This window comes from Nitratireductor aquimarinus (assembly GCF_017255295.1).
GTDB lineage: Bacteria > Pseudomonadota > Alphaproteobacteria > Rhizobiales > Rhizobiaceae > Nitratireductor > Nitratireductor aquimarinus.
Genome location: NZ_JAFKDE010000007.1, coordinates 47,804 through 68,601 on the forward strand (window position 1 = coordinate 47,804; position 20,798 = coordinate 68,601).

Consider the following 20,798-nt stretch of genomic DNA (forward strand, 5'->3'; position numbering starts at 1 on the left):
GATTTCGGGGAGTATGAAGCTCCCCGACAGGGTTATTTCTGGTTCGCAACCACCGCGTCGATCAGACGCCCGGCATCCGGGCTCGCCCATTCGGCGGGTCCGTTCATATGCGCCATGAGGCAGCCTTCCCCATCGAGAAGCAGCGTCACCGGCAGGCCAAGCGCCAGCCCCTGACTTTTCAGATCGTTGAAAATCTTCATCGAACTGTCGCGGTAATAGCCCAGGGCCTCAATGCCCGTTTCTTCCAGGAACGCGGTCGGCTTTTCATCGTCGCCGCGATCCACATTGACCGCAACAACCTCGAAATCGTCGCCGCCTTTGGCAGATTGCAGCGCATCAAGCGCCGGCATTTCCTCACGGCAGGGCGTGCACCAGGTGGCCCAGAGATTGATCAGGATCGCGCGGCCCGAAAAATCACCGACCGACATCGCCTCGCCGTCGGGACCGGCAAAGGCCAGTGTTTTCAAAGAGCGCGGCGGATCGGCAGCCAGCATGGCCGCCACGTGACCGGTTGCCGCAGCGCCAATGGCGCGCGCCTGCTCCTGCTTTGCCTCACAGACCGCATTGTCTGCATCGACGGCAATCTGGGTCGCCGGCTTGTTGCCATCCAGCCCACCCTTCACGTATACCGCAATCGCACCCGCTATAGCGCCCGCGGCAACAGCCAGGACGACCAAGCGAAGTGCCGGGAATTTTTGTTTCTGCTTCGACATTCTTCTTTCCACACTAGCGCCCGGTTATCATGATGAGCGAAGACCAAGCCAGCAACCGCATGTGGGGCGGACGTTTTGCCTCAGGACCCGATGCCGTCATGGAAGCGATCAACGCATCCATCGGTTTCGACAAGAAGCTTTACGCCCAGGACATTCGCGGCAGCCTGGCCCACGCCGCCATGCTGGCAAAGACTGGCATAATTTCGGCTGACGACGAGAAAAAAATCGTTGAGGGCCTGAACACGATCCTGTCAGAGATCGAGGCTGGCTCCTTCACCTTTTCCACCAGGCTCGAAGACATTCACATGAATGTCGAGGCGCGTCTGGCCGAGCTTATCGGACCGGCCGCAGGACGCCTGCACACGGCGCGTTCGCGCAATGATCAGGTGGCGCTCGATTTCCGCCTCTGGGTCAAGGAAGAGCTGCAGCGCGTCGATGCCGCGCTTGGCGGCCTCATCGAAGCCTTTCTCACCCGCGCCGAGGAACACGCTGCGAGCGTCATGCCGGGCTTCACGCATCTGCAGTCGGCACAGCCGGTCACGTTCGGCCACCATCTGATGGCCTATGTCGAAATGTTCGGCCGCGACCGTTCGCGCGTGCGCGACGCCATCGAGCGGCTGGACGAAAGCCCGATCGGCGTGGCCGCCCTTGCCGGCACGGGTTTCCCCGTCGACCGTCACATGACGGCAGAGGCGCTCGGTTTTCGCGAGCCCACCCGCAACTCCATCGACACCGTGTCGGACCGCGATTTCGCGCTGGAGTTCCTGTCGCTTTCGGCCATCTGCGCCATTCACCTTTCGCGTCTGGCCGAGGAAATCGTCATCTGGTCGACGCCGCAGTTCGGCTTCGTGCGCCTGTCCGATTCCTTCTCCACCGGCTCCTCGATCATGCCGCAGAAGAAGAACCCGGACGCCGCTGAACTGATCCGCGCCAAGACCGGCCGCATCAATGGCGACCTGATCGCGCTGCTGACGGTGATGAAAGGCCTGCCGCTCGCCTATTCAAAGGACATGCAGGAAGACAAGGAAGCCGTCTTCGACGCTGCCGAGACGCTCGACCTGATGCTTGCCGCGATGACCGGCATGGTCGGCGACATGGAGGTCAACACGACCGCCATGAAGGAGGCCGCCGGAGCCGGTTTCTCCACCGCAACCGACCTGGCCGACTGGCTGGTGCGTGAAGCGGGCCTGCCGTTCCGCGAGGCCCATCACGTGACGGGCCGCGCCGTGGCGCTTGCCGAGGAAAAGAAGTGCGGGCTTGAAGAGCTTGCGCTGGAAGACCTTCAGGCGATCAACCCGGCCATTCACGATGGCGTTTTCTCGGTGCTGTCGGTCAGCAATTCCGTGAAAAGCCGCACCTCCTATGGCGGCACCGCGCCCTCCGAAGTGACCCGCCAGATCAGCGCATGGAAGAAACGCCTGAAACGGGATGCAACGCCCGCCAAAAAGCGCTAAAACGCAGCCCACGCACTTTCGAGGAATGGAACGCTCATGACGGCCCGCCGCACGCTCACCCTTGTCATGCTCGGCCTCGCGCTCGGCCTTGCCGCCTGCGGGCGCAAGGCGCCACTTGATTCGCCCTATGAGGCGGCAGTGGATGCGCGCAAGGAAGCTGAACGCAACGACCAGCCCGTCCCGCCGGCGCCGGAAAAACCGGTCGAAGATCGTCCGTTCATCCTCGACGGTCTGCTCTAGAGCATCGGACCGAAAAGGCTTGCGCCGCATGACGGCGCGAGCCAGACAACCAAACGCTCAGCCGAAAGCCTGCTGCCGTGAATCATTTCGAATATCGTGACGGCGTGCTGCACGCCGAAGACGTGCCGGTGCCCGCCATTGCGGAAGCCGTCGGCACCCCGTTCTACTGCTATTCCACGGCAACGCTGACGCGCCATTACCGTGTCTTCTCGGAAGCTTTCGAGGGGCTGGACGCGCTCGTCTGCTACGCCATGAAGGCAAACTCCAACCAGGCAGTTCTGACCACGCTTGCCCGCCTCGGCGCCGGCATGGATGTGGTCTCGGAAGGCGAGCTGCGCCGTGCGCTGGCCGCCGGCGTGCCTGCGAACAAGATCCTGTTTTCCGGTGTCGGCAAGACCGCACGCGAAATGGACTTCGCGCTCCAGGCCGGCATTCTCTGCTTCAACGTCGAATCGATGCCCGAGCTTGAACAGCTCTCCGCCCGCGCCACCGCGCTGGGGCTGACGGCCAATGTGTCGCTGCGCATCAATCCCGATGTCGACGCGAAAACACACAAGAAGATCTCCACCGGCAAGGCGGAGAACAAGTTCGGCATCAGCTGGAAGGACGCCCGCGCCGCCTATGCGCGCGCCGCCGAGCTTCCGGGCCTGAAAGTGTCCGGCATCGACATGCATATCGGCAGCCAGATCACCGAGCTGCAGCCCTTTGACGATGCTTTCGCATTGCTGACGGAGCTGACCGAAACCCTGCGCGCCGACGGCCACGCCATCGAGCATGTGGATCTCGGCGGCGGGCTTGGCGTTCCCTACGCGGAGGATGGCGACCAGCCGCCCCTGCCCGACGCCTATGCCGAAGTCGTGCGCAAGCACATGAAGAAGCTCGGTCTGAAGGTCATGCTCGAACCCGGCCGCCTGATCGCCGCCAATGCCGGCATCCTCGTGTCGGAAGTGGTTTATGTGAAGGAAGGCGAAGCGAAGAACTTCGTCATCGTGGACGCAGCGATGAACGACCTCATCCGCCCCACGCTTTACGAGGCGTTCCACGCCATTCGCCCGGTCGCCGAACCGGACGAGAATGCCGGCACGCTCGTCGCCGATGTTGTCGGTCCGGTCTGCGAGACGGGCGACTATCTGGCGCTCGACCGCGAGCTGCCTGCGCTCAAGGCCGGTGACCTGATCGCCGTCGGCTCTGCCGGCGCCTATGGCGCGGTGCAGGCCTGCACCTACAATTCGCGCCCGCTTGTGCCTGAAGTTCTGGTGAATGGCGACCGGTTCCACGTGATTCGGCCCCGGCTGAGCCTTGAAGAGCTGATCGCGCTCGACTCGATGCCGGACTGGCTCGCCGAGTAAAACCACCTGCAGCGCGCGGATCACAATTTCGCGCGCCGCCTCGCCTTCGCCGCGTTTACTGCTATCCTTCATGATGACAGGGCGTGCGATTCACGCGCGCTGCGGCAATGTGCAGAGAGCGCCTATGGCTGAAACACCGACAGGGCAAACGCACAGGAGCCGGTTCGCGCGCCTCGCGCGCACCCGGTTTGCCATCCGTTCCGTCATGGTGGTGGAACGTCTCTGGCCGCTTGTCCTGCCGCTCGTCGTCATTGTCAGCCTGTTCCTGAGCATTTCCTGGCTTGGCCTCTTCAGGCTCATGCCCGACATGGTGCGGACCGCCGTTCTCGGTCTGCTCGGACTTGCAAGCCTCGCGGCACTCTGGCGTCTGCGCGGCTTCCGCCGCCCGCAACCGGCTGAAATCGACCGGCGCATCGAGCGGGTCAATCAGCTTGAGCATGAGCCCGTCGCAACGCAATCGGACCGGCTCGCCGGTAGCCAGAACGAATTTGCCGACGCCTTATGGCGCGAACACCAGAAGCGCATGGCCGGAAGGCTGAACAATCTGCGCGGCGACCTGCCGGAAACCGGCGTGCCGGAAAAAGATCCCTGGGGCCTGCGCGCAGCCGCTGCATTGCTTCTGGTCATTGCGGCAGCCTTCTCCACCGGCCCCTATGGCGGCAGCATTCTGGACGGTTTTCGGGCCAATGGCGGGGCGGAAGTGGTTCCCCCGCGGATCGACGCCTGGGTGACGCCGCCCAACTACACCCGCCGCGCACCGCTCTATCTGACCGCAGAGGCCAATCGCGAAACCGACCACTTCACCGTGCCGCAGGGCAGCATGCTCGCGCTGCGGGTCACCGGCGGATCGGGCACGGAAACGCTTTCCTTCCTTGGCGTCGATGACGCGGAAACCCTGATCGAGCCGGAAGGCGCGTCGCAGAGCGAAACGCTTTCCTCCGCCGCCACCGCCCGCCGTTTCGCCAGCACGCTTGCCGGCGATGGCAAGCTCATCCTGAAGCGCGACGGTCAGGAGATCGAAAGCTGGCTCTTTTCGGTGACGCCGGACAATCCCCCGGCAATCCGCTTTGCCGAAGACCCCAGACGCGCCGTCAATGGCGCGCTGGAACTCGTCTACGAAATCGAGGACGATTACGGGGCTGCCGAAGCCCAGGCGCTGTTCAGGCAGGCCTGGCAGGCGACCGATGCACGCCCGCTCTACGAAGCGCCCGACCTGGCGCTCACCCTGCCGCGCCGCGATGGCAAGAGCATCGCCGCGAAGACCTCACGCGACCTCACCGAGCACCCGTGGGCCGGCAGTTCGGTGACGATTACGCTGCGCGCGGTCGACGATGCAGGGCAGGAAGCGCTGAGCGAAGCGAAAATCGTGACCCTGCCGGAGCGCATCTTCACCAATCCGCTGGCCAAGGCGCTGGTGGAGCAGCGACGCATTCTGGCGCTGGACGCCAATGGCAAGCAGCGCGTTCTCGACCTGATGGACGCGGTCATGACATGGCCGGAAAGAACGCTGAGCGATCTCGCCCATTTCCTCGGTGTTTCGGCGGCCCGCTCGCGGCTTGCAACGGCGCAGTCGGACGACCAGTTGCGCAGCGTGGTCGATTATCTCTGGGAGATCGCACTCATCATCGAGGATGGCGACCTCACCGCTGCCGAGAAGCGTCTGCGGCAGGCCCAGGAAGCCCTGAGGCAGGCGCTTGAAGACGGCGCGAGCGACGAGGAAATCGCCCAGCTGATGGACGAATTGCGCAGCGCCATGCAGGAGTTCATGCGCGAACTCGCCGAGCGCGCGCAGCAGAACCCCGATCTGGCCCAGCAGATGCCGGAGAACAGCCAGATGCTGAACCAGAGCGATCTGGAGCGCATGCTCGACCAGATCGAGGAACTGGCAAAATCCGGCGCGCGCGATCAGGCGCAGGAGCTGCTCTCCCAGCTTGAGAACATGATGAACAATCTGCAGGCCGGCCGCTCCCAGCAGGGGCAGCAGGGTGGCCAGCAATCAGAAATGCGCCAGCAGATGGACGAGCTCGGCAATCTGATGCGCAAGCAGCAGGAGCTGATGAACGAGACCTTCCGCATGGACCAGATGGAACGCGGGCAGCGCGGGCAGTCCGGTCAGGAAGGCCAGCAGGGCGAGCGCGGTCAACAGGGGCAGGGAGGGCAGAACCAGCCCGGTCAGGGCCAGCAGCCCGGACAGGGTCAGGGCATGACGCCGGAAGAATTCGCCGACGCCATGCGCGGCCTGCAACAGGGTCAGGGCATGCTGCGGCAGGATCTGGAAAGCCTGATGGAGGGCCTTGAGGGGCTGGGCATCAAGCCCGGCGAAGGTTTCGGCGAAGCCGGCGAGGCCATGGGCGAAGCCGAAGGCGCGCTTGGCGAGGGTGAAGGCGAGCAGGCCGTGGGCGAACAGGGCCGTGCGCTCGAAGCGTTGCGGCGCGGCGCGCAGGACATGATGAACCAGATGCAGCAGGCCATGCAGGGTGAGCAGGGCGGCGGCGAACAGGGCTATCGGCAGGGCAATAATGGCCGCGATCCGCTTGGGCGTCCGCAGGCGACCACGGGGCCGGATTTCGGCGATTCGGTCGACGTTCCCGACGAGATCGACACCCAGCGCGCGCGCCGCATTCTGGACGCCATCCGCAAGCGCCTCGGCGATGCGCTGAGCCCTGCCCTCGAAAAGGAATATCTCGAACGGCTACTCAACATGCAGTAGCCGACTGCCGGGGCCTTCGCCCACAGAACAACCCGGACCCGTCACGTTTCGGCATTTTGCGTATTTTCATTTCATGAAGCGGAGGGGTGCGATGAGTGATGCGATAAATCTGGCGGAAAAACTGTCTGCCTTTGACGAGAAATGGTCACCGCGAACCGTGGCCACCTTCAACGGCCATGACGTGATGGTCGTAAAGGTCGAGGGCGAGTTCAAATGGCATTCTCACCCCGCCACCGACGATTTCTTTCTCGTGCTAAAGGGCGAAATCGACATTCAGCTGCGCGACCGCACCGTCACGCTGAAAGCAGGTGAAATGTTCGTCGTGCCGAAAGATGTCGAGCATTGCCCGGTGGCCCGCAAGGAAGCGCATCTCCTCTTGATCGAGCCAACGGGCACACCGAACACCGGCGACGCAGCCACGGCTGCGAAACGCACGGTCATCTGATCGCCCGCCCCCGCCCCCATCCGGAGGCATGGCGGGCAATCTGAACCATTGCAGAAGCGCCGGTCAGGCCGCGAGAACCTCGCCAACCCGCTGGCGCAGTTCGCTCAGCGTGAAGGGCTTGTTCACGACGCCCTTGACGGTGCCTTCAAGCTCCACGGCGCGTTCGCGCTGATCCGCATAGCCGGTCATCAGGAGAAGACGCAGGCCCGGAAAGGCGTTTGCCACAGCCCGCGCCATCTCGATGCCGTCCATGGCCGGCATACGAATGTCCGACAGGACCAGATCGTAATCGCCGGCCGTTTCATTGATTCGCTCAAGCCCTTCCAGCCCGTCACCCGCGGTTTCCACGGTGTGACCGGCAGCGCTCAGCGCGCGGGCGGTAAAATTACGTACGGAGTCGTCGTCTTCGACAATAAGAAGCTTAGCCATGACCTGTTTTCACCCGATCCGATTACCCTTCGGTAAATACGCCAGCCCCCACTTTTCTAAAAATCACTCCGTTCAGGCATCGCCCTTGACGATGCCGACGAAAGGCAGCTCGCGAAACGCGTGCGCCACGTCCATTCCATAGCCCACGACAAAATAGTCGGGGCATTCAAAACCGACAAAATCGGCGTTGATTTCCGTCTGCCGCCGCGAATGCTTGTCGAGCAGCACCGCAACGGACACCGATTTTGCGCCGCGCGACATCATCAGTTCGCTCGTGTGCTTCAGTGTCTTGCCGGATTCCAGAATGTCATCCACCAGAAGGATGTCGCGCCCTTTCACATCGTTGTCGATGTCGCGCAACACCTTGATCTTGCCGCTTTCCGTGCCCGCCCCGTAGCTGGAGATCATGATGAACTCCACTTCCGGCGAGATGCCCACATCGTGCATCGCGCGGATCAGATCGGCTGCGAAAATAAACGATCCCTTGAGAACGGAGATCACCAGAAGGTCGTCATACTCGCGCGAAGCGATGTCCTTGGCGAGTTCCAGATTGCGCCTTGCGATGGTCGAGGCCGAGAACAAAACCTCGATTTCCTTGCCGCGTACAACAGGCATGGGGCGGCGAACTCCTGTAAGGGCGGTCCCGAAACGTTCTGGTCCGGAACCGGGTATTCAGCAGATGATCTACGACGAACGAAACGTCACAGAAACGGACTTTACACCTTCACTAGGCGCGACCAGCCGACTGGAGAAGGGAAAGCGCGCGCCCGGTCCGAGGTGTTGTTCGTTTGTCCCCAAAAAATAACGCGTTGTCGAGCCGTTTTCGGAGGTAACGTTGATGGAGATTGATGGAATGGCGACAATCTTGCTGCCGCCGTTAAAGGCTGCGCCATCAACGATGAGAAGCGCCTGCGATCCCTGCCGCTCGACGCGCGATGTCACCTCCACCAGACGCAGGGCCTGCGACGGCGTCTCCCGCTGACCGAAATCCATCGCCTGCACCAGGCTGTGCCCGCCAGACACCCAGAACGCGCCGGCGATGAAAAGCGCGCCCACCGCCCAGAACAGCGGGCCTGCCGGCCCGCGCTTCACGCGCCGGTGTGCTGCGCCCGGCTTCAGCATGTCGAGGCCCGAGACGGTTTCACCCGACGGCAGCGCCGCGCGCGGCTTGCGCGCTTCGGTGTTCTCGCCGGGCGCAAGCGTTTCGAAGCCCACATCGACCACATCGCGCCCGGCATCGCGCCCGGCATCGCTTTGACGCTGCGATCCGCGCGCCCGGTCGGGCATCATGATTTCGCCCGAAAGAGGGCGTGCGCTGTCGGAGTGCCTCATAGCCGGCAGACTATCCTTTCGTGATCCGCCTTTCCGGGCTAAATGGAAATGGTTAATGCTTCGACCTCCCGCATATCAAGCAGGAGTTAACTTGCTATTAACCATGCGCATTGATGGTCTGACAGAATGCGTCCCGGCAACACCCGCCACCCAACGAACGCAGGTTCCTCGTGATTCGATTTGAAAATGTCGGCCATAGATACGGGATGGGTCCGGAGATCCTCCGCGATGTCTCGTTTCATTTGCCGGAGCGATCCTTCCAGTTTCTGAGCGGCCCTTCCGGCGCCGGCAAGACAACGCTCCTGCGCCTGCTTTTCATGTCGCTGAAGCCGACGCGCGGCCTGATCACGATTTTCGGCAAGGACCGCTCCAAGATCACCCGCACGGAGCTGCCGCTCCTGCGCCGCAATATCGGCGTGGTCTTTCAGGATTTCCGTCTGCTGGATCATCTCACCACCTATGAGAATGTGGCGCTGCCGCTGCGCGTTCGCGGGCGCGATGAATCCACCTATCGCAGCGACGTGATCGAACTCCTGAAATGGGTGGGTTTAGGCGAGCGCATGCATGTGCTGCCGCCCATCCTGTCCGGCGGTGAAAAGCAGCGCGCCGCCATCGCCCGCGCCCTCATCGAGCAGCCCCGCATCCTGCTCGCCGACGAACCGACCGGCAATGTGGACCCGCAACTCGCCCGCCGCCTGCTGCGGCTTCTTTTGGAGCTCAACCGGCTCGGCACCGCCGTCGTCATCGCCACCCACGACCTCGGCCTGATGGATCAGGTGGATGCGCGCCGCATGGTGCTCTCGGGCGGAAGGCTGGAAATCTATGACTGAGACGACCCGCCTCCTGAAGAATGTCGGCGCACGCCTGAGTTCGGGCGCGCGCGGCGCGGTGTCGCGCAAGCAGACACCCATCGTGCCGTCGGACAACATTGCCGGCCGCGCCATGGTGCTCGTGATCGCGATCATGACCTTTCTTTCGTGCCTCACCCTGGGCGCGGTGACGCTGGTGCGCGACACAGCCTCCACCTGGCAGACGCAGATCTCCCGCGAAGCGACCATCCAGATCAAACCCGATGAGGGGCTGGACATGGACGCCGCCCTCGCCCAGGCCCGCGACATCGCCGCCGGTTACAATGGCGTTCTCAACGCAAACATCGTCGACGCCGAGGCCACCGCACGCCTGCTCGAACCGTGGCTCGGAACCGGTCTCGACATTGAGAGCCTGCCCGTCCCCCGGCTCGTGATCGTCACCATCGACCCGACAGCACGGCCCGATTTCGCGGCCATGCGCGCAGAACTTGCGCAAAACGTCGCCAATGCGACGCTGGACGATCACCGCACCTGGGTCGACCGGCTCGTCGCCATGGCGCGCACCACGGTCACCATCGGCATGTCCGCGCTGGCGCTGATGCTTTCGGCCACGGCGCTCACCGTCATCTTCGCCACGCGCGGCGCGATGGCCGGCAATGGACACATCATCGAGGTGCTGCATTTCGTGGGGGCGGAAGCGCCCTTCATCGCCTCGCAATTCCGCCGGCACTTCCTGTTTGCCGGCATGAAAGGCGCTGCCGCCGGCGGCCTTGCCGCCATCCTCGTCTTCATCGGCTTCTACTGGTGGTCATCGCGCAACATGGCCACGCCCGAGGCCGATCAGGCCACGGCCCTGTTCGGCAATTTCGCTATCGGCCCATCCGGCTATATCGGCGTCGGCGCAATCGTGATCGTGATTGCCGTCCTGACGGCGGCAACCACCCATGTGACGGTGCTCTCCTATCTGAAGAATGTCGACACCGCCCATCCCGACACGATGTAGCCGCGATGATGTCCCAATTGACCTGTTCACCGGATGCGTGTCGACTATCCATCGCCGCAATTTGCAGTTAACGATCACCGCATGACACAGGAGCCCCAGCATGGCCTGAAAGGCCAGGGTCACGCACCACGCCGCAGCCGGCGATCCGGCGCGCGTCGCGTGTTCAGGGTGCTTTTGCTGGTGTGCACCATCGGTGTGTTCGTTTTCATCGCAGGCTTCGGTTTATTTGCCGACCATATCGGCCATCTCTCCGTCCCCCGCGACATTGACGATGCAGACGGCATCGTCGTCCTCACCGGCGGCCAGTCGCGCATCGACGCCGCTGTCGAACTCCTGAAAAACGGCAAGGGAAAACGCCTTCTCATCAGCGGCGTCAACCCGATCGCCCGGGCAGACGATCTGCGGATCGCCACCGGCAGCGAGACAGAACTCTTCGAATGCTGCGTCGACATCGACCATGCCGCGCTCGACACGATCGGCAATGCCGAGGAAAGCGCCAAATGGGTGCAGGCCAACGCCTATGACAGCATCATCCTGGTGACCAACAATTACCACATGCCGCGCAGCCTTCTGGAAATGCGCCGCCTTTTGCCCGATGCGCAGGTGCATCCCTATCCCGTGGTCAACACGCCGCTCGACAATGGCGCATGGCTGGCAAAGCCGAACGCGCTGCGCGTGCTCGCCACGGAATACACGAAATATGTCGGCGCACTGGTGCGCGAGGTCGTCCCCCTTCCCCGCATGACATTCCTGAAAAAGACGGCAGAAACCGCAAAGGCCGATCTGCAGGGAAATTGAAATCCGGCCGCACTCCCCGCACCACACTCTGGCCACAGGCGCTTTGCCTCGCTCCCCGGTTGCTGTAAGAGCCTCACAAGAACCTAGAGCGTTTCCGCTTTTCGCTGAATCGTGAAAACGCTCTAATTCATTGTTTTCGTGCAATTCCGGACGGAAAACCGGTTCCCACTTTTCCTGGAATTGCTCAAACGGGCCATATTCATGCTCCTCATCCGATCAGCCGCCTTCAATGCCGTCTTCTACCTGAACCTCATCGTGCAGATGCTGTTCTGGACACCCATCTTCTTCCTGCTGCCACGCAAGAAGGCGTGGTTCGTGCCGAAGTTCTGGGCCGCCTCAAGCCTGTGGCTGCAACAGGCGATGACCGGCGGGCGCTCGGAGATTTCAGGGCTGGAGAACCTCCCGGACGGTCCCTGCATCATCGCGCCCAAGCATCAGTCCTTCTGGGACACGATTGCCTTTCTGCCGCACATCCCCGATGCGCTCTACATCCTGAAGCGCGAACTGATGTGGATCCCCTTCTTCGGCTGGTACGTGGCCAAGATGCGCATGATCCCGATCAATCGCGGCAGCCGCACCAAGGCCCTCAAGCAGGCGGTAAAGCAGGCCCATGAGCTGATGAAGGAAAATCGCCAGCTCATCATCTATCCCGAAGGCACGCGCCGTCCGCCGGGCGCGGAACCGGCGTATAAATACGGCATTGTCGAGCTCTACGCGCAGCTTGGCGTTCCGGTGGTGCCGGTTGCGCATGCGGCCGGCCTGTTCTGGCCCCGGCGCAAGTTCCTGCGCCATCCGGGCGTCATTCGCGCGCGCTTCCTGCCGCCCATCGAACCCGGCCTGTCGCGCGAGGAGTTCCAGAAGCGCCTTGTCGGCGAAACGGAAGCGGCCTGCGATGAAATGCTGGTGGAGGCAGCCACATCGGCCAATCCGCCGCCGCTGCCGGAGACAGCCCGCAAACGCCTTCAGGAGCTGGGCGTCACCGCCGCCTCCTGAAGCCGTGTCCTGCCCCTAGATAGCGCCCTTGCCCGCATTGCCGATGCGGGCAGCCACCGCTTCAAGCCAGTGATCGCGAATGCCCAGCGCCTGCAGGTGCTCGACCGTGTTGCGCACATAGTCGACATTGGGCCCGGATTGCCCGACGGACGCGCTCACCTGCTGCGCCGCGTGGTCGATGTCCATGCTACCGGCATATTGCCCGTGGGCGCGGTCGACCACATAGGTCAAAGCCTCGACCGCCGAACCATCCTCAAGCCGAATGCCCACCCGGCGCTCCAGATAGACATTGGTGACCAGCTCGCGCTCGCGCAGATAGTCCACCACTTCGTGCTGCAATTCTCCCGGCACGCGAAAAGCGAGCCCAAGGCATGAACCGCCACGGTCCAGCCCGAGCACCAGCCCCGGCCGGTCCGGCGTGCCGCGATGCACATGCGAATGGATGCAGAGCGCCCGGCGATAGCCGTGCAGCCTGGCCTTGCGGGTCTCGGTGTGGGCGAAACCCGGCCGCCACATCAGCGATCCGTAGCCAAAGACCCAAAAATCGTCCATATCGCCTGCCCAATGCTTGAAAGGGTGTTGCTGTGTCGTCATCACTGGTGGCGAACGGGTTAACCGGAGGACTTCATGCCGTCAAGAAAACGCACCAAACGCAATACCAGCCGCCGCTTCCTGCTGTTCGCGCTGTTCATTGTGCTGGCCATTCTCGTTTACACCGGCGGCTGGTTCTATGCTGCCGACACGCTGGAGCGCCGCACCATCACGGCCATCGAGGACATCAATCTCGGCCAGCAGAACGTCAATTGCGAGGATCCGACGGCCCGGGGTTATCCCTTCCGCATCGGCCTGTTCTGCCGCAGCGTTTCCTTCGAAAACGCCGAGACCGGCGTCTCCGTGAATGCCGGCGCGTTCCGTTCCGCAGCGCAGGTCTATCAGCCGATGCGCACCGTGGGTGAACTGGATTCGCCCGCGAAAATTACCGCCCCCCATTTCCCGCCGGTTGAAGCGAATTGGGACAATATGCGCCTCAGTGCGCGTCTCACCACCCGCCTGCCGGAGCGCGTTTCGAGCGAGGCCACCAATGTGGTCCTGACGCTGGACGACGATACACGTCAGCCCATTGCGCGCGCAGACAGCATTCAGACCCACACGCGCCAGAACGGCGCGAATGTGGATTTCGCCTTCATCGCGCAGAAGCTCTCGCTCGACCCGGCTCTCACCAGCGGCGCGACCATTCCGGCGCTTGATGGTGAAGTGCTTTTGTCGCTGGATGATGGCGTGGCGCTGTTGGCCAATGCACGAAACGGGCTGCGTGGACGCTCCGGCAATGTGCAGAACCTGCGCCTCAGCGTGGCCGGCACCGAGGCCGGGCTCAGCCTTCAGGGGCCGATACGTATTGCGGAGAACGGTCTGATTGACGCCGAGCTGCGCGTCACGGTCAACGAGCCGCAGACCATTGCGCGTCTTGCCGGCGATCTTTTCCCCGCACAGCGCGATCAGATCCAAAGCATCACGTCGGGGCTTGCCAATCTCGGCAAGGCGCCGACCCTGCCGGTCAATATCCGCCAGGGCCGTGTCTTTGTCGGTTTCATTCCGCTCGGGCGCGTGCCGCCCGTCAGATAAGCCTTACGGCTTTTCGGGATGGGCCAGCGCGTGACGTCCGAAGTCCGGAACGTCGATGTCCTGGCCCGCCTCGATGATGGAGCGACGGATGGCGCGGGTGCGCGTGAACATCTCGAACAGCTTGTCGCCATCGCCCCAGCGGATCGCGCGCTGAAGCGCGGAAAGGTCTTCCGAAAAACGCGCCAGCATCTCCAGAATGGCATCACTGTTGTGCAGGCACACATCACGCCACATGGTCGGGTCTGACGCTGCCAGACGCGTGAAATCGCGGAAACCTGAGGCCGAGTATTTGATGACCTCGGATTTCGTCACCGCTTCCAGATCGTCCGCCGTACCGACAATGTTGTAAGCGATGATGTGCGGCAGGTGCGAAACGATGGCCAGCACCATGTCGTGGTGCTCCGGGTCCATGCTGTCGACCATCGCGCCACAGCCTTCCCAGAAGGCTGACAGACGCGCCAGCGCATCCGCATCCGTGTCCGGCAGCGGCGTCAGAATGCACCAGCGCCCCTCAAACAGATCGGCAAAACCGGCGGCAGGTCCGGAATCCTCCGTACCGGCAATGGGATGGCCGGGAATGAAATGCACAGTGTCCGGCAGATGCGGCTGCATCTGCGCGACAACAGATGCCTTGGTGGAGCCAACGTCGGTCACGATCGCGCCCGGCTTCAGCGCCGGCGCAATCGCCTGCGCCACCGCACCCGAAGCGCCAACGGGCACCGAAATGATCACCAGATCGGCATCGCGCACCGCCGCAGCGGCGTCCTGCTCGTAGACATCGCCCAGTTCCAGCTCGCGGGCCTTTTCCAGCGTCTGTTCACTGCGCGTCGAGATGGCGACGGTCGACGCCAGACCGGCATGCCTGATGGCGCGTGCAAGCGACGAGCCAATCAGGCCGATGCCGATCAGCGCGACCTTGTTAAAAAGAGGGTCAGGCACGATTCAGCCTTCCATGAATTCCTTGAGAGCGGCGACGACGCCGCGGTTGGCCTCTTCCGGGCCGACGGTCAGGCGCAGGGCGTTGGGGAAACCATAAGGCACCACACGCCGCAGCACATAACCGCGCGAACCAAGGAAGGCATCGGCCTCCGCAGCCGTCTTGCCGCCATTCTCCGGGAAGTGGATCAGCAGGAAGTTGCAGACACTGGGCGTCACGCGCAGACCAAGCTTGCCAAGCTCTTCAACCAGCCAGGCGCTCCAGGTCTCGTTGTGCTCGAGCGCGCGCTGCAGATGCGCCTTGTCGCGGATCGCCGCAGCACCGGCCTCAATGGCCAGCGCATTGACGTTGAAGGGGCCGCGCACGCGGTTCACCGCGTCCACCACGTGAGCCGGCGCATACATCCAGCCGATGCGCAGCGCCGCCATGCCGTGGATCTTCGAGAAGGTGCGCGTCATGACGACATTCTCGCTCGACGACACCAGCTCGATACCGGCTTCATAGTCGTTGCGGCGCACGTATTCCGCATAGGCGGCGTCCAGCACCAGAAGCACATCCTTCGGCAGGCCGGCCTGCAGGCGGCGCACCTCTTCAACCGGAATATAGGTGCCGGTCGGATTGTTCGGGTTGGCCAGGAAAACGATGCGCGTCTTCGGCGTCACCGCCGCAAGGATCGCATCCACGTCGGTGCGCTCATTGTCTTCCTTCACCACCACCGGCTTGCCGCCGGCAGCCAGGATCTGGATGCGGTAAACGAGGAAGCCATGCTCGGTGAAGATGCCTTCATCGCCGGGCTTGATGTAGGTCTGGGCCAGCAGGCCGAGCAGTTCGTCAGAACCATTGGAGCAGAGAATGTTGGCCGGGTTCAGGCCATATGTCTCGGCAATCGCCTCGCGCAGCGCCGTCGCCGAACCGTCCGGATAGAGCTCCAGATGTCCCATGGTTTTGGAGATCGCCTCAACGGCCGCTGGCGAAGGGCCAAGCGGGGACTCGTTGGAGGAGAGCTTCCACACCTTCATGGCGCCGGGCGCGCTTTCGCGACCGGGTACATAAGCGGCGATATCCATGACACCGGGCTTCGGTTCGGGACGGTCGGACGTGCTCATTGAATGGTCCTGCTCTAGGGAAACGGTTGATGGGAACGCCTGTCTCAGGCGAAAATCCGTCAGATGCTTTAGACCATGACGGCGATTGACGCAAAGAAAACGCCACCTTAAATAATGATCTCTATTCGTGGTGATTTGGCCGGTCGGCTTGCAGCCACGTAAAACAACTCGCTAAAAGGCCGTGCGATGCAAGAATATTGCTGAGACCGGCCGCGATTTCGCTGCCGGTCTTTTTGTTTGGAGCCCGGTCCTTTTTGTTTGGAGCAAAACAATGCCGATCAAGATCCCCGACCAGCTTCCCGCCCGCGACGTGCTCGTGCGTGAAGGTGTGTCCGTGATGGACGAGGAAACAGCGCTGCGGCAGGACGTCCGCCCGCTGCAGATCGGACTGCTCAACCTCATGCCGAACAAGATCCGCACCGAAACGCAGTTCGCCCGCCTCATCGGCGCTTCGCCGCTTCAGGTGGAGCTGACGCTTGTGCGCATCGGCAACCACCGCGCCAAGAACACGTCGGAAGACCACCTCATCTCGTTCTACCAGACCTGGGAAGAAGTGCGTGACCGCAAGTTCGACGGCTTCATCATCACGGGTGCGCCCATCGAGCTTCTGTCGTTCGAAGACGTCACCTACTGGAAGGAACTGGAGAAGATTTTCGACTGGACGCTGACCAACGTCCACTCCTCCTTCTTCATCTGCTGGGGCGCAATGGCCGCCGCATGGCACTTTCACCGCATTCCCAAATACACGCTGGAGAAGAAGGCGTTCGGCGTCTTCCGCCATCGCAACAACGCACCCGCCTCGCCCTTCCTCGCCGGTTTCTCCGACGATTTCGCCATTCCGGTGTCACGCTGGACCGAAGTGCGCTCCGCCGACATTCAGCCAGAAACGGGCCTGCAGGTGCTGATGGAATCGGATGTCACGGGGCCATGCCTGCTGACGGAGGAGACGGGCAACCGGCTCTACATGTTCAACCACATCGAATATGATTCCACTTCGCTGAAGGAGGAATATGATCGCGATGTGGCTTCGGGAACCGAGGTCGCCGTGCCGCACGGCTATTACCCCGATGATGATCCGAGCCGCCCGCCCTTAAACCGCTGGCGCTCGCACGCGCATCTTCTGTTCGGCAACTGGATCAACCAGGTCTACCAGTCGACGCCCTACGATCTGGCGGAGATCGGCGCAGGGCATAAGGCTACGAAATGAAATTGCTAGCCGCGTAGAAGCGCGGCAGCGTCGCGGGCGAGCTTCACCGTGCGTTCGCCCGCCGGCATGGGCGCGGCCAGAGCCGCCGCCTGCCCCGCCCATAAGGGCGAGAAATCGCTCACCCCGGCCTTTTCCGCCGCAGCGCGCAGCGGGCCAATGGCAGCCGTCGCCAGCGGAAACTCCGGCGCATCATCGCTCATCGGTCCCACTTCGCTGACGAAGCGGTTCAAAAGCCCGCGGGCTGGCCTGCCGGTGAACACATTGGTCAGAACCGTGCGGTCGTCCCGCGCCAGCGCCAGCGCATCGCGATGGCCCGCGCCGGTCAGCGCCTCGGGCGATTGCAGATAGGCCGTCCCCACCTGCACTGCGGAAGCGCCAAGCATGAAACAGGCCGCCACGGCGCGCCCGTCGCAGATGCCACCGGCTGCAATGACCGGAATGGAAACCGCGTCCACCACCTGCGGCACCAGCGCCAGCGTGCCGGGCTGCGTCGCAATTTCCGGCTCCAGAAAGACGCCGCGATGTCCGCCTGCTTCCGCGCCCTGCGCGATGATGGCGTCGCAGCCGTTTTCTTCCAGATAGCGCGCCTCGGCCACGGTGGTCGCCGAAGCGATGATCTTCGCCCCCGCTTCGCGCACGCGCGCCATCAGCGCCTCATCCGGCAGGCCGAAGTGAAAGCTCACCACTTCCGGGCGCGTCTCCTCGACGATGACGCAGCTTTCCTCGTTGAAAGGATTGCGCCCGCCACCGGGCGGGGCCGCATCGGGGTCAATGCCGAATTCGGAATAAAAAGGCCGCAGGCGCTCGCGCCATGCCGCCTCGCGCGCGGGATCGGGTTCAGGCGGCACATGGCAGAAGAAGTTCAGATTGACCGGTCCGTCCGTTCCCTTTCGGATGGCCTCCATCTCGGCGCGTATCTTCTCCGGCGTCAGCATGGCGCAGGGCAGCGAGCCCAGACCGCCGGCGCTGCTCACGGCAATCGCAAGCGCCGATCCGGCAGATCCCGCCATGGGCGCCAGAAGGATCGGCAGTTCGATGCCGAAGAGTTCCGTAACGGATGTGCTCATTGCCATGATGGTTATCCCTTTCCCCCGTTTCGGCTCCCAGTGCGACGAAGGCCGCCAACCCGTGTTGCGCCCTGCGGCGAAAGCACCGGCACGAAAACGCGCCGCGAGGCCCGCGCCGCCACCGGCAATCCCTGATAAAGGCGCTTCTCAGCCTCGACCACCAGAACGCCCGAGAAAATCGGCCAGAAGCGCCGCCCGGCCTGCTCCAGAAGCTGATGCAGCCGCAGCATGAAGCGCCGCTCGGATGGCGGGAAGTGCAGCGCGTCCCCCCAGGCCGTGGCGGTGAAATTCGCCTCGCGCAGCGCCTCGGCAAGCTGGGCGCGCGAATAGGGCCGCCCGGTGCCAAACGGCGTGTGCTCGAAACGCGCCCACATGCCACGCCGATTCGGCACGGCAATGATCAACCGCCCGCCCGGGGCCAGCACACGCCAGATTTCCAGAAGCGCCTGCTGCGGGTTCTCCACATGCTCCAGCGCATGCACCATCAGCACGCGATCAACCGAGGCGTCGGGCAGCGGCAGTTCCTCCTCGAACACCAGAGCGGTGGCGGAGGGTTTGCCCGAGGGCCACGGCACCGCGCCCTGCATGGCCGGCATGAAGGCGAAGGTGCGCTCCGCATCCGCGCCGAAACGGTCGAGCCAGGGCAGCGTGTAGCCAAGCCCGACAAACCGCTCGCTGGTGCTTTTCGACCAGATGGCGGAAAGCGCCATGGCGATGGAGCGCTCGGCCAAATGACCGAGCAGGGAGGAATAGAAGGCGCGAAGCGCAACAATGTCCGAAATCATGGCAGGGACGGTACCCCCCTTCCACGACACCGGCAAGAATTGTCGCACCCGGCGTGACAAGCCGCCGCCCCCGCCCTATCGTCCAGCCGACAACGGAGAGATTCATGGCCCTGGAAATCGAACAATTCATCTGTCGCAGCGACAATTTCGGCATTCTGGCCCATGACAGCGAAACCGGCGAAACGGCGCTGATCGACGCGCCGGAAGAACGCGCCATCCTGTCAGCCGTGGAACGCACCGGCTGGCGTCCGACGATGATCCTGACAACCCACCATCACCCCGACCATGTGGAAGCCAATCTCGCGCTCAAGGAGCGTTTCGGCCTGACCATCATCGGCCCGGCGGCAGAAGCCGGGCGCATTCCCGGCATCGACAGCACGGTGAAGGAAGGCGACACGGTGCGCGTCGGCAAGCAGGCGGTTCGGGTGATCGAAACGCCTGGGCACACGGCGGGGCACGTAAGCTATTACTTCGCCGATTCCGGCGTCGTGTTCACCGCCGACACGCTGTTTGCGCTTGGCTGCGGGCGGCTGTTCGAGTGCAAGCCGCCGGTCATGCTCGCCTCACTCCAGAAGCTTGCCGCCCTGCCGCTTGAGACAATCGTCTATTGCGGCCACGAATATACGGAAACCAATGCGCGCTTCGCCCTGACGGTGGACCCCACCAACCCGGTGCTCAAGGAGCGTGCAAAGGAGATTGCGCGTCTGCGCAGCGAGGGCAGGCCCACCCTGCCGACCACCATCGGCGCGGAGATGGCCACCAATCCATTCCTGCGCGCGCATGATCCGGTGATCCGCCGCAATCTCGGTATGGAAGGCGCGAGCGAAGAGGACGTCTTCGCCGAAATCAGGAAACGCAAGGACATTTCCTGACCTCACACCACAGGTCCTGACCTCACGCCACGGGATCAGGCCGGCTCGCCGGCCTTTTTCCGCGACGGTTTGAGGATCATGTTCTTTGCCGCGAGCACCGCGCCGAAGGTGATCAGCAAACAGGCGGCGATGATGCTGGTGGAGGGTTCCGCCGCGCCGGCTGCAATCAGGATCAGCGTCGAAAGAAGCGGCGCGGCATAGCTCGCCGCGCCCAGAACCTGAATGTTGCCGCGCTTGACCCCGTAATCCCAGGCGTAGAACGCAGCGCCCACCGGCATCAGCCCGAGACCGAGCACGTTCAGCCATTCGCTCGTGGAGCCCGGCCAGACGGTTTCTTCAAGCAACACATGGCAGAGTGCGGAAAGGATCGCCGTCGCCGCACAGAACCAGGTCACGACGCTCGTCGGCACGGCCTGAAAACGGCGCGACAGGAGCGAATAACCGGACCAGAAAAACGCGCAGGCCCCCGCCGCCGCATACCCCAGCGCATAGCGGCTCTCGAAGGTGAAGCCGCCACCCTTGGTGATGATGAGCGCGGTGCCCGCAAGCCCCAGAAGCGCGCCGGCAATGTGATGCCAGCCGAGCCGCTCGCCCGGCATGAGCGCGGAGCCGAGCACGATGAGCAACGGCCAGAGATAGGCGATCAGGCTCGCCTCCACCGCCGGCGCATTGCGCAGGGCAGTGAAATAGAAAAAGTGGTAGCCGAACAGACCGGCAATGCCGATCAGCCAGACCACGGGCGGAATGGGCGCGGCAGGCGCAGAGGACGGCGCGGCCACCCGCATGACGAGACCGATCAGCGCGGCCACCGAAAAGGCCAGCGCCGACAGGAGAAATGGCGGGACAGCGCCCGACCCGGCTGTAAAAAGCGCCAGAAGCGCCCACATGGCAACAGCGGTAAATCCGATCAGCGTGGCGCGCGCCAA

At 63.3% G+C, this 20,798-nt stretch carries 22 protein-coding genes and 1 riboswitch; of the genes, 12 read left to right on the forward strand and 10 right to left on the reverse strand.

Going from position 1 to position 20,798, the window contains the following annotated elements:
• Nucleotides 1-32: 32 nt before the first annotated feature.
• Nucleotides 33-713 carry a thiol:disulfide interchange protein TlpA gene (gene tlpA, locus JYP46_RS13000; RefSeq protein ID WP_206546206.1) on the reverse strand — a complete coding sequence of 227 codons (681 nt, stop codon included), beginning with the start codon at nucleotides 711-713 and terminating at the stop codon, nucleotides 33-35.
• A gap of 32 nt (nucleotides 714-745) precedes the next feature.
• Here tlpA and argH point away from each other — a divergent pair, with 32 nt between their 5' ends.
• From argH to JYP46_RS13025, 5 genes are all read left to right on the forward strand, one after another.
• A complete protein-coding gene (gene argH / locus JYP46_RS13005) occupies nucleotides 746-2,167 on the forward strand; it encodes an argininosuccinate lyase (RefSeq protein WP_206548326.1) in 1,422 nt (473 codons plus the stop codon).
• Nucleotides 2,168-2,203: 36 nt separating this feature from the next.
• Nucleotides 2,204-2,407, forward strand: a complete 204-nt coding sequence (lptM, locus tag JYP46_RS13010) for an LPS translocon maturation chaperone LptM (RefSeq protein WP_113153139.1) — start codon at nucleotides 2,204-2,206, stop codon at nucleotides 2,405-2,407.
• Between the two features lie 77 nt (nucleotides 2,408-2,484).
• Nucleotides 2,485-3,756, forward strand: coding sequence for a diaminopimelate decarboxylase (gene lysA / locus JYP46_RS13015; RefSeq protein WP_206548327.1), 1,272 nt, complete (start codon nucleotides 2,485-2,487; stop codon nucleotides 3,754-3,756).
• Nucleotides 3,757-3,880: 124 nt separating this feature from the next.
• Complete coding sequence (locus JYP46_RS13020) at nucleotides 3,881-6,466, forward strand: TIGR02302 family protein (RefSeq protein WP_206548328.1); 2,586 nt, start codon at nucleotides 3,881-3,883, stop codon at nucleotides 6,464-6,466.
• A gap of 91 nt (nucleotides 6,467-6,557) precedes the next feature.
• Nucleotides 6,558-6,911 (forward strand): cupin domain-containing protein, encoded by a 354-nt coding sequence (locus tag JYP46_RS13025; protein WP_206548329.1) that lies wholly within the window; start codon nucleotides 6,558-6,560, stop codon nucleotides 6,909-6,911.
• 63 nt (nucleotides 6,912-6,974) lie between these two features.
• Here JYP46_RS13025 and JYP46_RS13030 read toward each other — a convergent pair whose 3' ends face one another.
• The 3 genes from JYP46_RS13030 to JYP46_RS13040 all read right to left on the reverse strand — a co-directional run bounded on the left by JYP46_RS13030 (nucleotide 6,975) and on the right by JYP46_RS13040 (nucleotide 8,672).
• Entirely contained in the window at nucleotides 6,975-7,340 is a 366-nt protein-coding gene (locus JYP46_RS13030) for a response regulator (RefSeq protein ID WP_113153143.1), read from the reverse strand.
• Nucleotides 7,341-7,412: 72 nt separating this feature from the next.
• Entirely contained in the window at nucleotides 7,413-7,955 is a 543-nt protein-coding gene (hpt, locus tag JYP46_RS13035; RefSeq protein ID WP_206546201.1) for a hypoxanthine phosphoribosyltransferase, read from the reverse strand.
• 69 nt (nucleotides 7,956-8,024) lie between these two features.
• A complete protein-coding gene (locus tag JYP46_RS13040; RefSeq protein WP_206546200.1) occupies nucleotides 8,025-8,672 on the reverse strand; it encodes a hypothetical protein in 648 nt (215 codons plus the stop codon).
• Nucleotides 8,673-8,842: 170 nt separating this feature from the next.
• Between JYP46_RS13040 and ftsE the strand changes: the two genes are divergently transcribed.
• The 4 genes from ftsE to JYP46_RS13060 all read left to right on the forward strand — a co-directional run bounded on the left by ftsE (nucleotide 8,843) and on the right by JYP46_RS13060 (nucleotide 12,275).
• A complete protein-coding gene (gene ftsE, locus JYP46_RS13045; protein WP_113153146.1) occupies nucleotides 8,843-9,502 on the forward strand; it encodes a cell division ATP-binding protein FtsE in 660 nt (219 codons plus the stop codon).
• Nucleotides 9,495-10,484, forward strand: coding sequence for a cell division protein FtsX (locus JYP46_RS13050; protein WP_113153147.1), 990 nt, complete (start codon nucleotides 9,495-9,497; stop codon nucleotides 10,482-10,484). The genes ftsE and JYP46_RS13050 overlap by 8 nt, the downstream gene beginning before the upstream one ends.
• Before the next feature lie 81 nt (nucleotides 10,485-10,565).
• Nucleotides 10,566-11,282 (forward strand): YdcF family protein, encoded by a 717-nt coding sequence (locus JYP46_RS13055; protein ID WP_206546198.1) that lies wholly within the window; start codon nucleotides 10,566-10,568, stop codon nucleotides 11,280-11,282.
• A 201-nt stretch (nucleotides 11,283-11,483) separates the two neighbouring features.
• On the forward strand, nucleotides 11,484-12,275 hold the full coding sequence (locus JYP46_RS13060; RefSeq protein ID WP_206546197.1) for a lysophospholipid acyltransferase family protein: 792 nt from the start codon (nucleotides 11,484-11,486) through the stop codon (nucleotides 12,273-12,275).
• Nucleotides 12,276-12,290: 15 nt separating this feature from the next.
• Here the strand turns inward: JYP46_RS13060 and JYP46_RS13065 are convergent, their stop codons facing one another.
• Nucleotides 12,291-12,827 (reverse strand): gamma-glutamylcyclotransferase, encoded by a 537-nt coding sequence (locus JYP46_RS13065; protein ID WP_206548330.1) that lies wholly within the window; start codon nucleotides 12,825-12,827, stop codon nucleotides 12,291-12,293.
• A 75-nt stretch (nucleotides 12,828-12,902) separates the two neighbouring features.
• Between JYP46_RS13065 and JYP46_RS13070 the strand changes: the two genes are divergently transcribed.
• On the forward strand, nucleotides 12,903-13,898 hold the full coding sequence (locus tag JYP46_RS13070) for a DUF2125 domain-containing protein (RefSeq protein ID WP_206548331.1): 996 nt from the start codon (nucleotides 12,903-12,905) through the stop codon (nucleotides 13,896-13,898).
• 3 nt (nucleotides 13,899-13,901) lie between these two features.
• On the opposite strand, the gene JYP46_RS13075 is transcribed toward JYP46_RS13070, so the two are convergent.
• On the reverse strand, nucleotides 13,902-14,837 hold the full coding sequence (locus JYP46_RS13075; RefSeq protein WP_206548332.1) for a prephenate/arogenate dehydrogenase family protein: 936 nt from the start codon (nucleotides 14,835-14,837) through the stop codon (nucleotides 13,902-13,904).
• 3 nt (nucleotides 14,838-14,840) lie between these two features.
• On the reverse strand, nucleotides 14,841-15,941 hold the full coding sequence (hisC, locus tag JYP46_RS13080; RefSeq protein WP_113153152.1) for a histidinol-phosphate transaminase: 1,101 nt from the start codon (nucleotides 15,939-15,941) through the stop codon (nucleotides 14,841-14,843).
• 117 nt (nucleotides 15,942-16,058) lie between these two features.
• Nucleotides 16,059-16,136, forward strand: a riboswitch (SAM riboswitch).
• 76 nt (nucleotides 16,137-16,212) lie between these two features.
• Between hisC and metA the strand changes: the two genes are divergently transcribed.
• On the forward strand, nucleotides 16,213-17,148 hold the full coding sequence (gene metA, locus JYP46_RS13085) for a homoserine O-acetyltransferase MetA (protein ID WP_206548333.1): 936 nt from the start codon (nucleotides 16,213-16,215) through the stop codon (nucleotides 17,146-17,148).
• Between the two features lie 5 nt (nucleotides 17,149-17,153).
• On the opposite strand, the gene JYP46_RS13090 is transcribed toward metA, so the two are convergent.
• Together JYP46_RS13090 and JYP46_RS13095 are read right to left on the reverse strand one after the other, a co-directional pair.
• A complete protein-coding gene (locus JYP46_RS13090; RefSeq protein ID WP_206548334.1) occupies nucleotides 17,154-18,221 on the reverse strand; it encodes an NAD(P)H-dependent flavin oxidoreductase in 1,068 nt (355 codons plus the stop codon).
• A gap of 5 nt (nucleotides 18,222-18,226) precedes the next feature.
• A complete protein-coding gene (locus JYP46_RS13095) occupies nucleotides 18,227-19,000 on the reverse strand; it encodes a class I SAM-dependent methyltransferase (protein ID WP_206548335.1) in 774 nt (257 codons plus the stop codon).
• 104 nt (nucleotides 19,001-19,104) lie between these two features.
• On the opposite strand from JYP46_RS13095, the gene gloB reads away from it, so the two are divergent.
• Nucleotides 19,105-19,872, forward strand: a complete 768-nt coding sequence (gene gloB, locus JYP46_RS13100; RefSeq protein WP_206548336.1) for a hydroxyacylglutathione hydrolase — start codon at nucleotides 19,105-19,107, stop codon at nucleotides 19,870-19,872.
• Nucleotides 19,873-19,907: 35 nt separating this feature from the next.
• On the opposite strand, the gene yddG is transcribed toward gloB, so the two are convergent.
• Entirely contained in the window at nucleotides 19,908-20,798 is an 891-nt protein-coding gene (gene yddG, locus JYP46_RS13105) for an aromatic amino acid exporter YddG (RefSeq protein ID WP_206548337.1), read from the reverse strand.

Bases quoted from the DNA above. Each gene is read 5' to 3' on its own strand.
- tlpA (WP_206546206.1), bottom strand. From the start codon at position 713: ATGTCGAAGCAGAAACAAAAATTCCCGGCACTTCGCTTGGTCGTCCTG.
- argH (WP_206548326.1), top strand. From the start codon at position 746: ATGAGCGAAGACCAAGCCAGCAACCGCATGTGGGGCGGACGTTTTGCC.
- lptM (WP_113153139.1), top strand. From the start codon at position 2,204: ATGACGGCCCGCCGCACGCTCACCCTTGTCATGCTCGGCCTCGCGCTC.
- JYP46_RS13020 (WP_206548328.1), top strand. From the start codon at position 3,881: ATGGCTGAAACACCGACAGGGCAAACGCACAGGAGCCGGTTCGCGCGC.
- JYP46_RS13025 (WP_206548329.1), top strand. From the start codon at position 6,558: ATGAGTGATGCGATAAATCTGGCGGAAAAACTGTCTGCCTTTGACGAG.
- JYP46_RS13030 (WP_113153143.1), bottom strand. From the start codon at position 7,340: ATGGCTAAGCTTCTTATTGTCGAAGACGACGACTCCGTACGTAATTTT.
- hpt (WP_206546201.1), bottom strand. From the start codon at position 7,955: ATGCCTGTTGTACGCGGCAAGGAAATCGAGGTTTTGTTCTCGGCCTCG.
- JYP46_RS13040 (WP_206546200.1), bottom strand. From the start codon at position 8,672: ATGAGGCACTCCGACAGCGCACGCCCTCTTTCGGGCGAAATCATGATG.
- JYP46_RS13050 (WP_113153147.1), top strand. From the start codon at position 9,495: ATGACTGAGACGACCCGCCTCCTGAAGAATGTCGGCGCACGCCTGAGT.
- JYP46_RS13055 (WP_206546198.1), top strand. From the start codon at position 10,566: ATGACACAGGAGCCCCAGCATGGCCTGAAAGGCCAGGGTCACGCACCA.
- JYP46_RS13060 (WP_206546197.1), top strand. From the start codon at position 11,484: ATGCTCCTCATCCGATCAGCCGCCTTCAATGCCGTCTTCTACCTGAAC.
- JYP46_RS13065 (WP_206548330.1), bottom strand. From the start codon at position 12,827: ATGGACGATTTTTGGGTCTTTGGCTACGGATCGCTGATGTGGCGGCCG.
- JYP46_RS13070 (WP_206548331.1), top strand. From the start codon at position 12,903: ATGCCGTCAAGAAAACGCACCAAACGCAATACCAGCCGCCGCTTCCTG.
- hisC (WP_113153152.1), bottom strand. From the start codon at position 15,941: ATGAGCACGTCCGACCGTCCCGAACCGAAGCCCGGTGTCATGGATATC.
- metA (WP_206548333.1), top strand. From the start codon at position 16,213: ATGCCGATCAAGATCCCCGACCAGCTTCCCGCCCGCGACGTGCTCGTG.
- JYP46_RS13090 (WP_206548334.1), bottom strand. From the start codon at position 18,221: ATGGCAATGAGCACATCCGTTACGGAACTCTTCGGCATCGAACTGCCG.
- JYP46_RS13095 (WP_206548335.1), bottom strand. From the start codon at position 19,000: ATGATTTCGGACATTGTTGCGCTTCGCGCCTTCTATTCCTCCCTGCTC.
- gloB (WP_206548336.1), top strand. From the start codon at position 19,105: ATGGCCCTGGAAATCGAACAATTCATCTGTCGCAGCGACAATTTCGGC.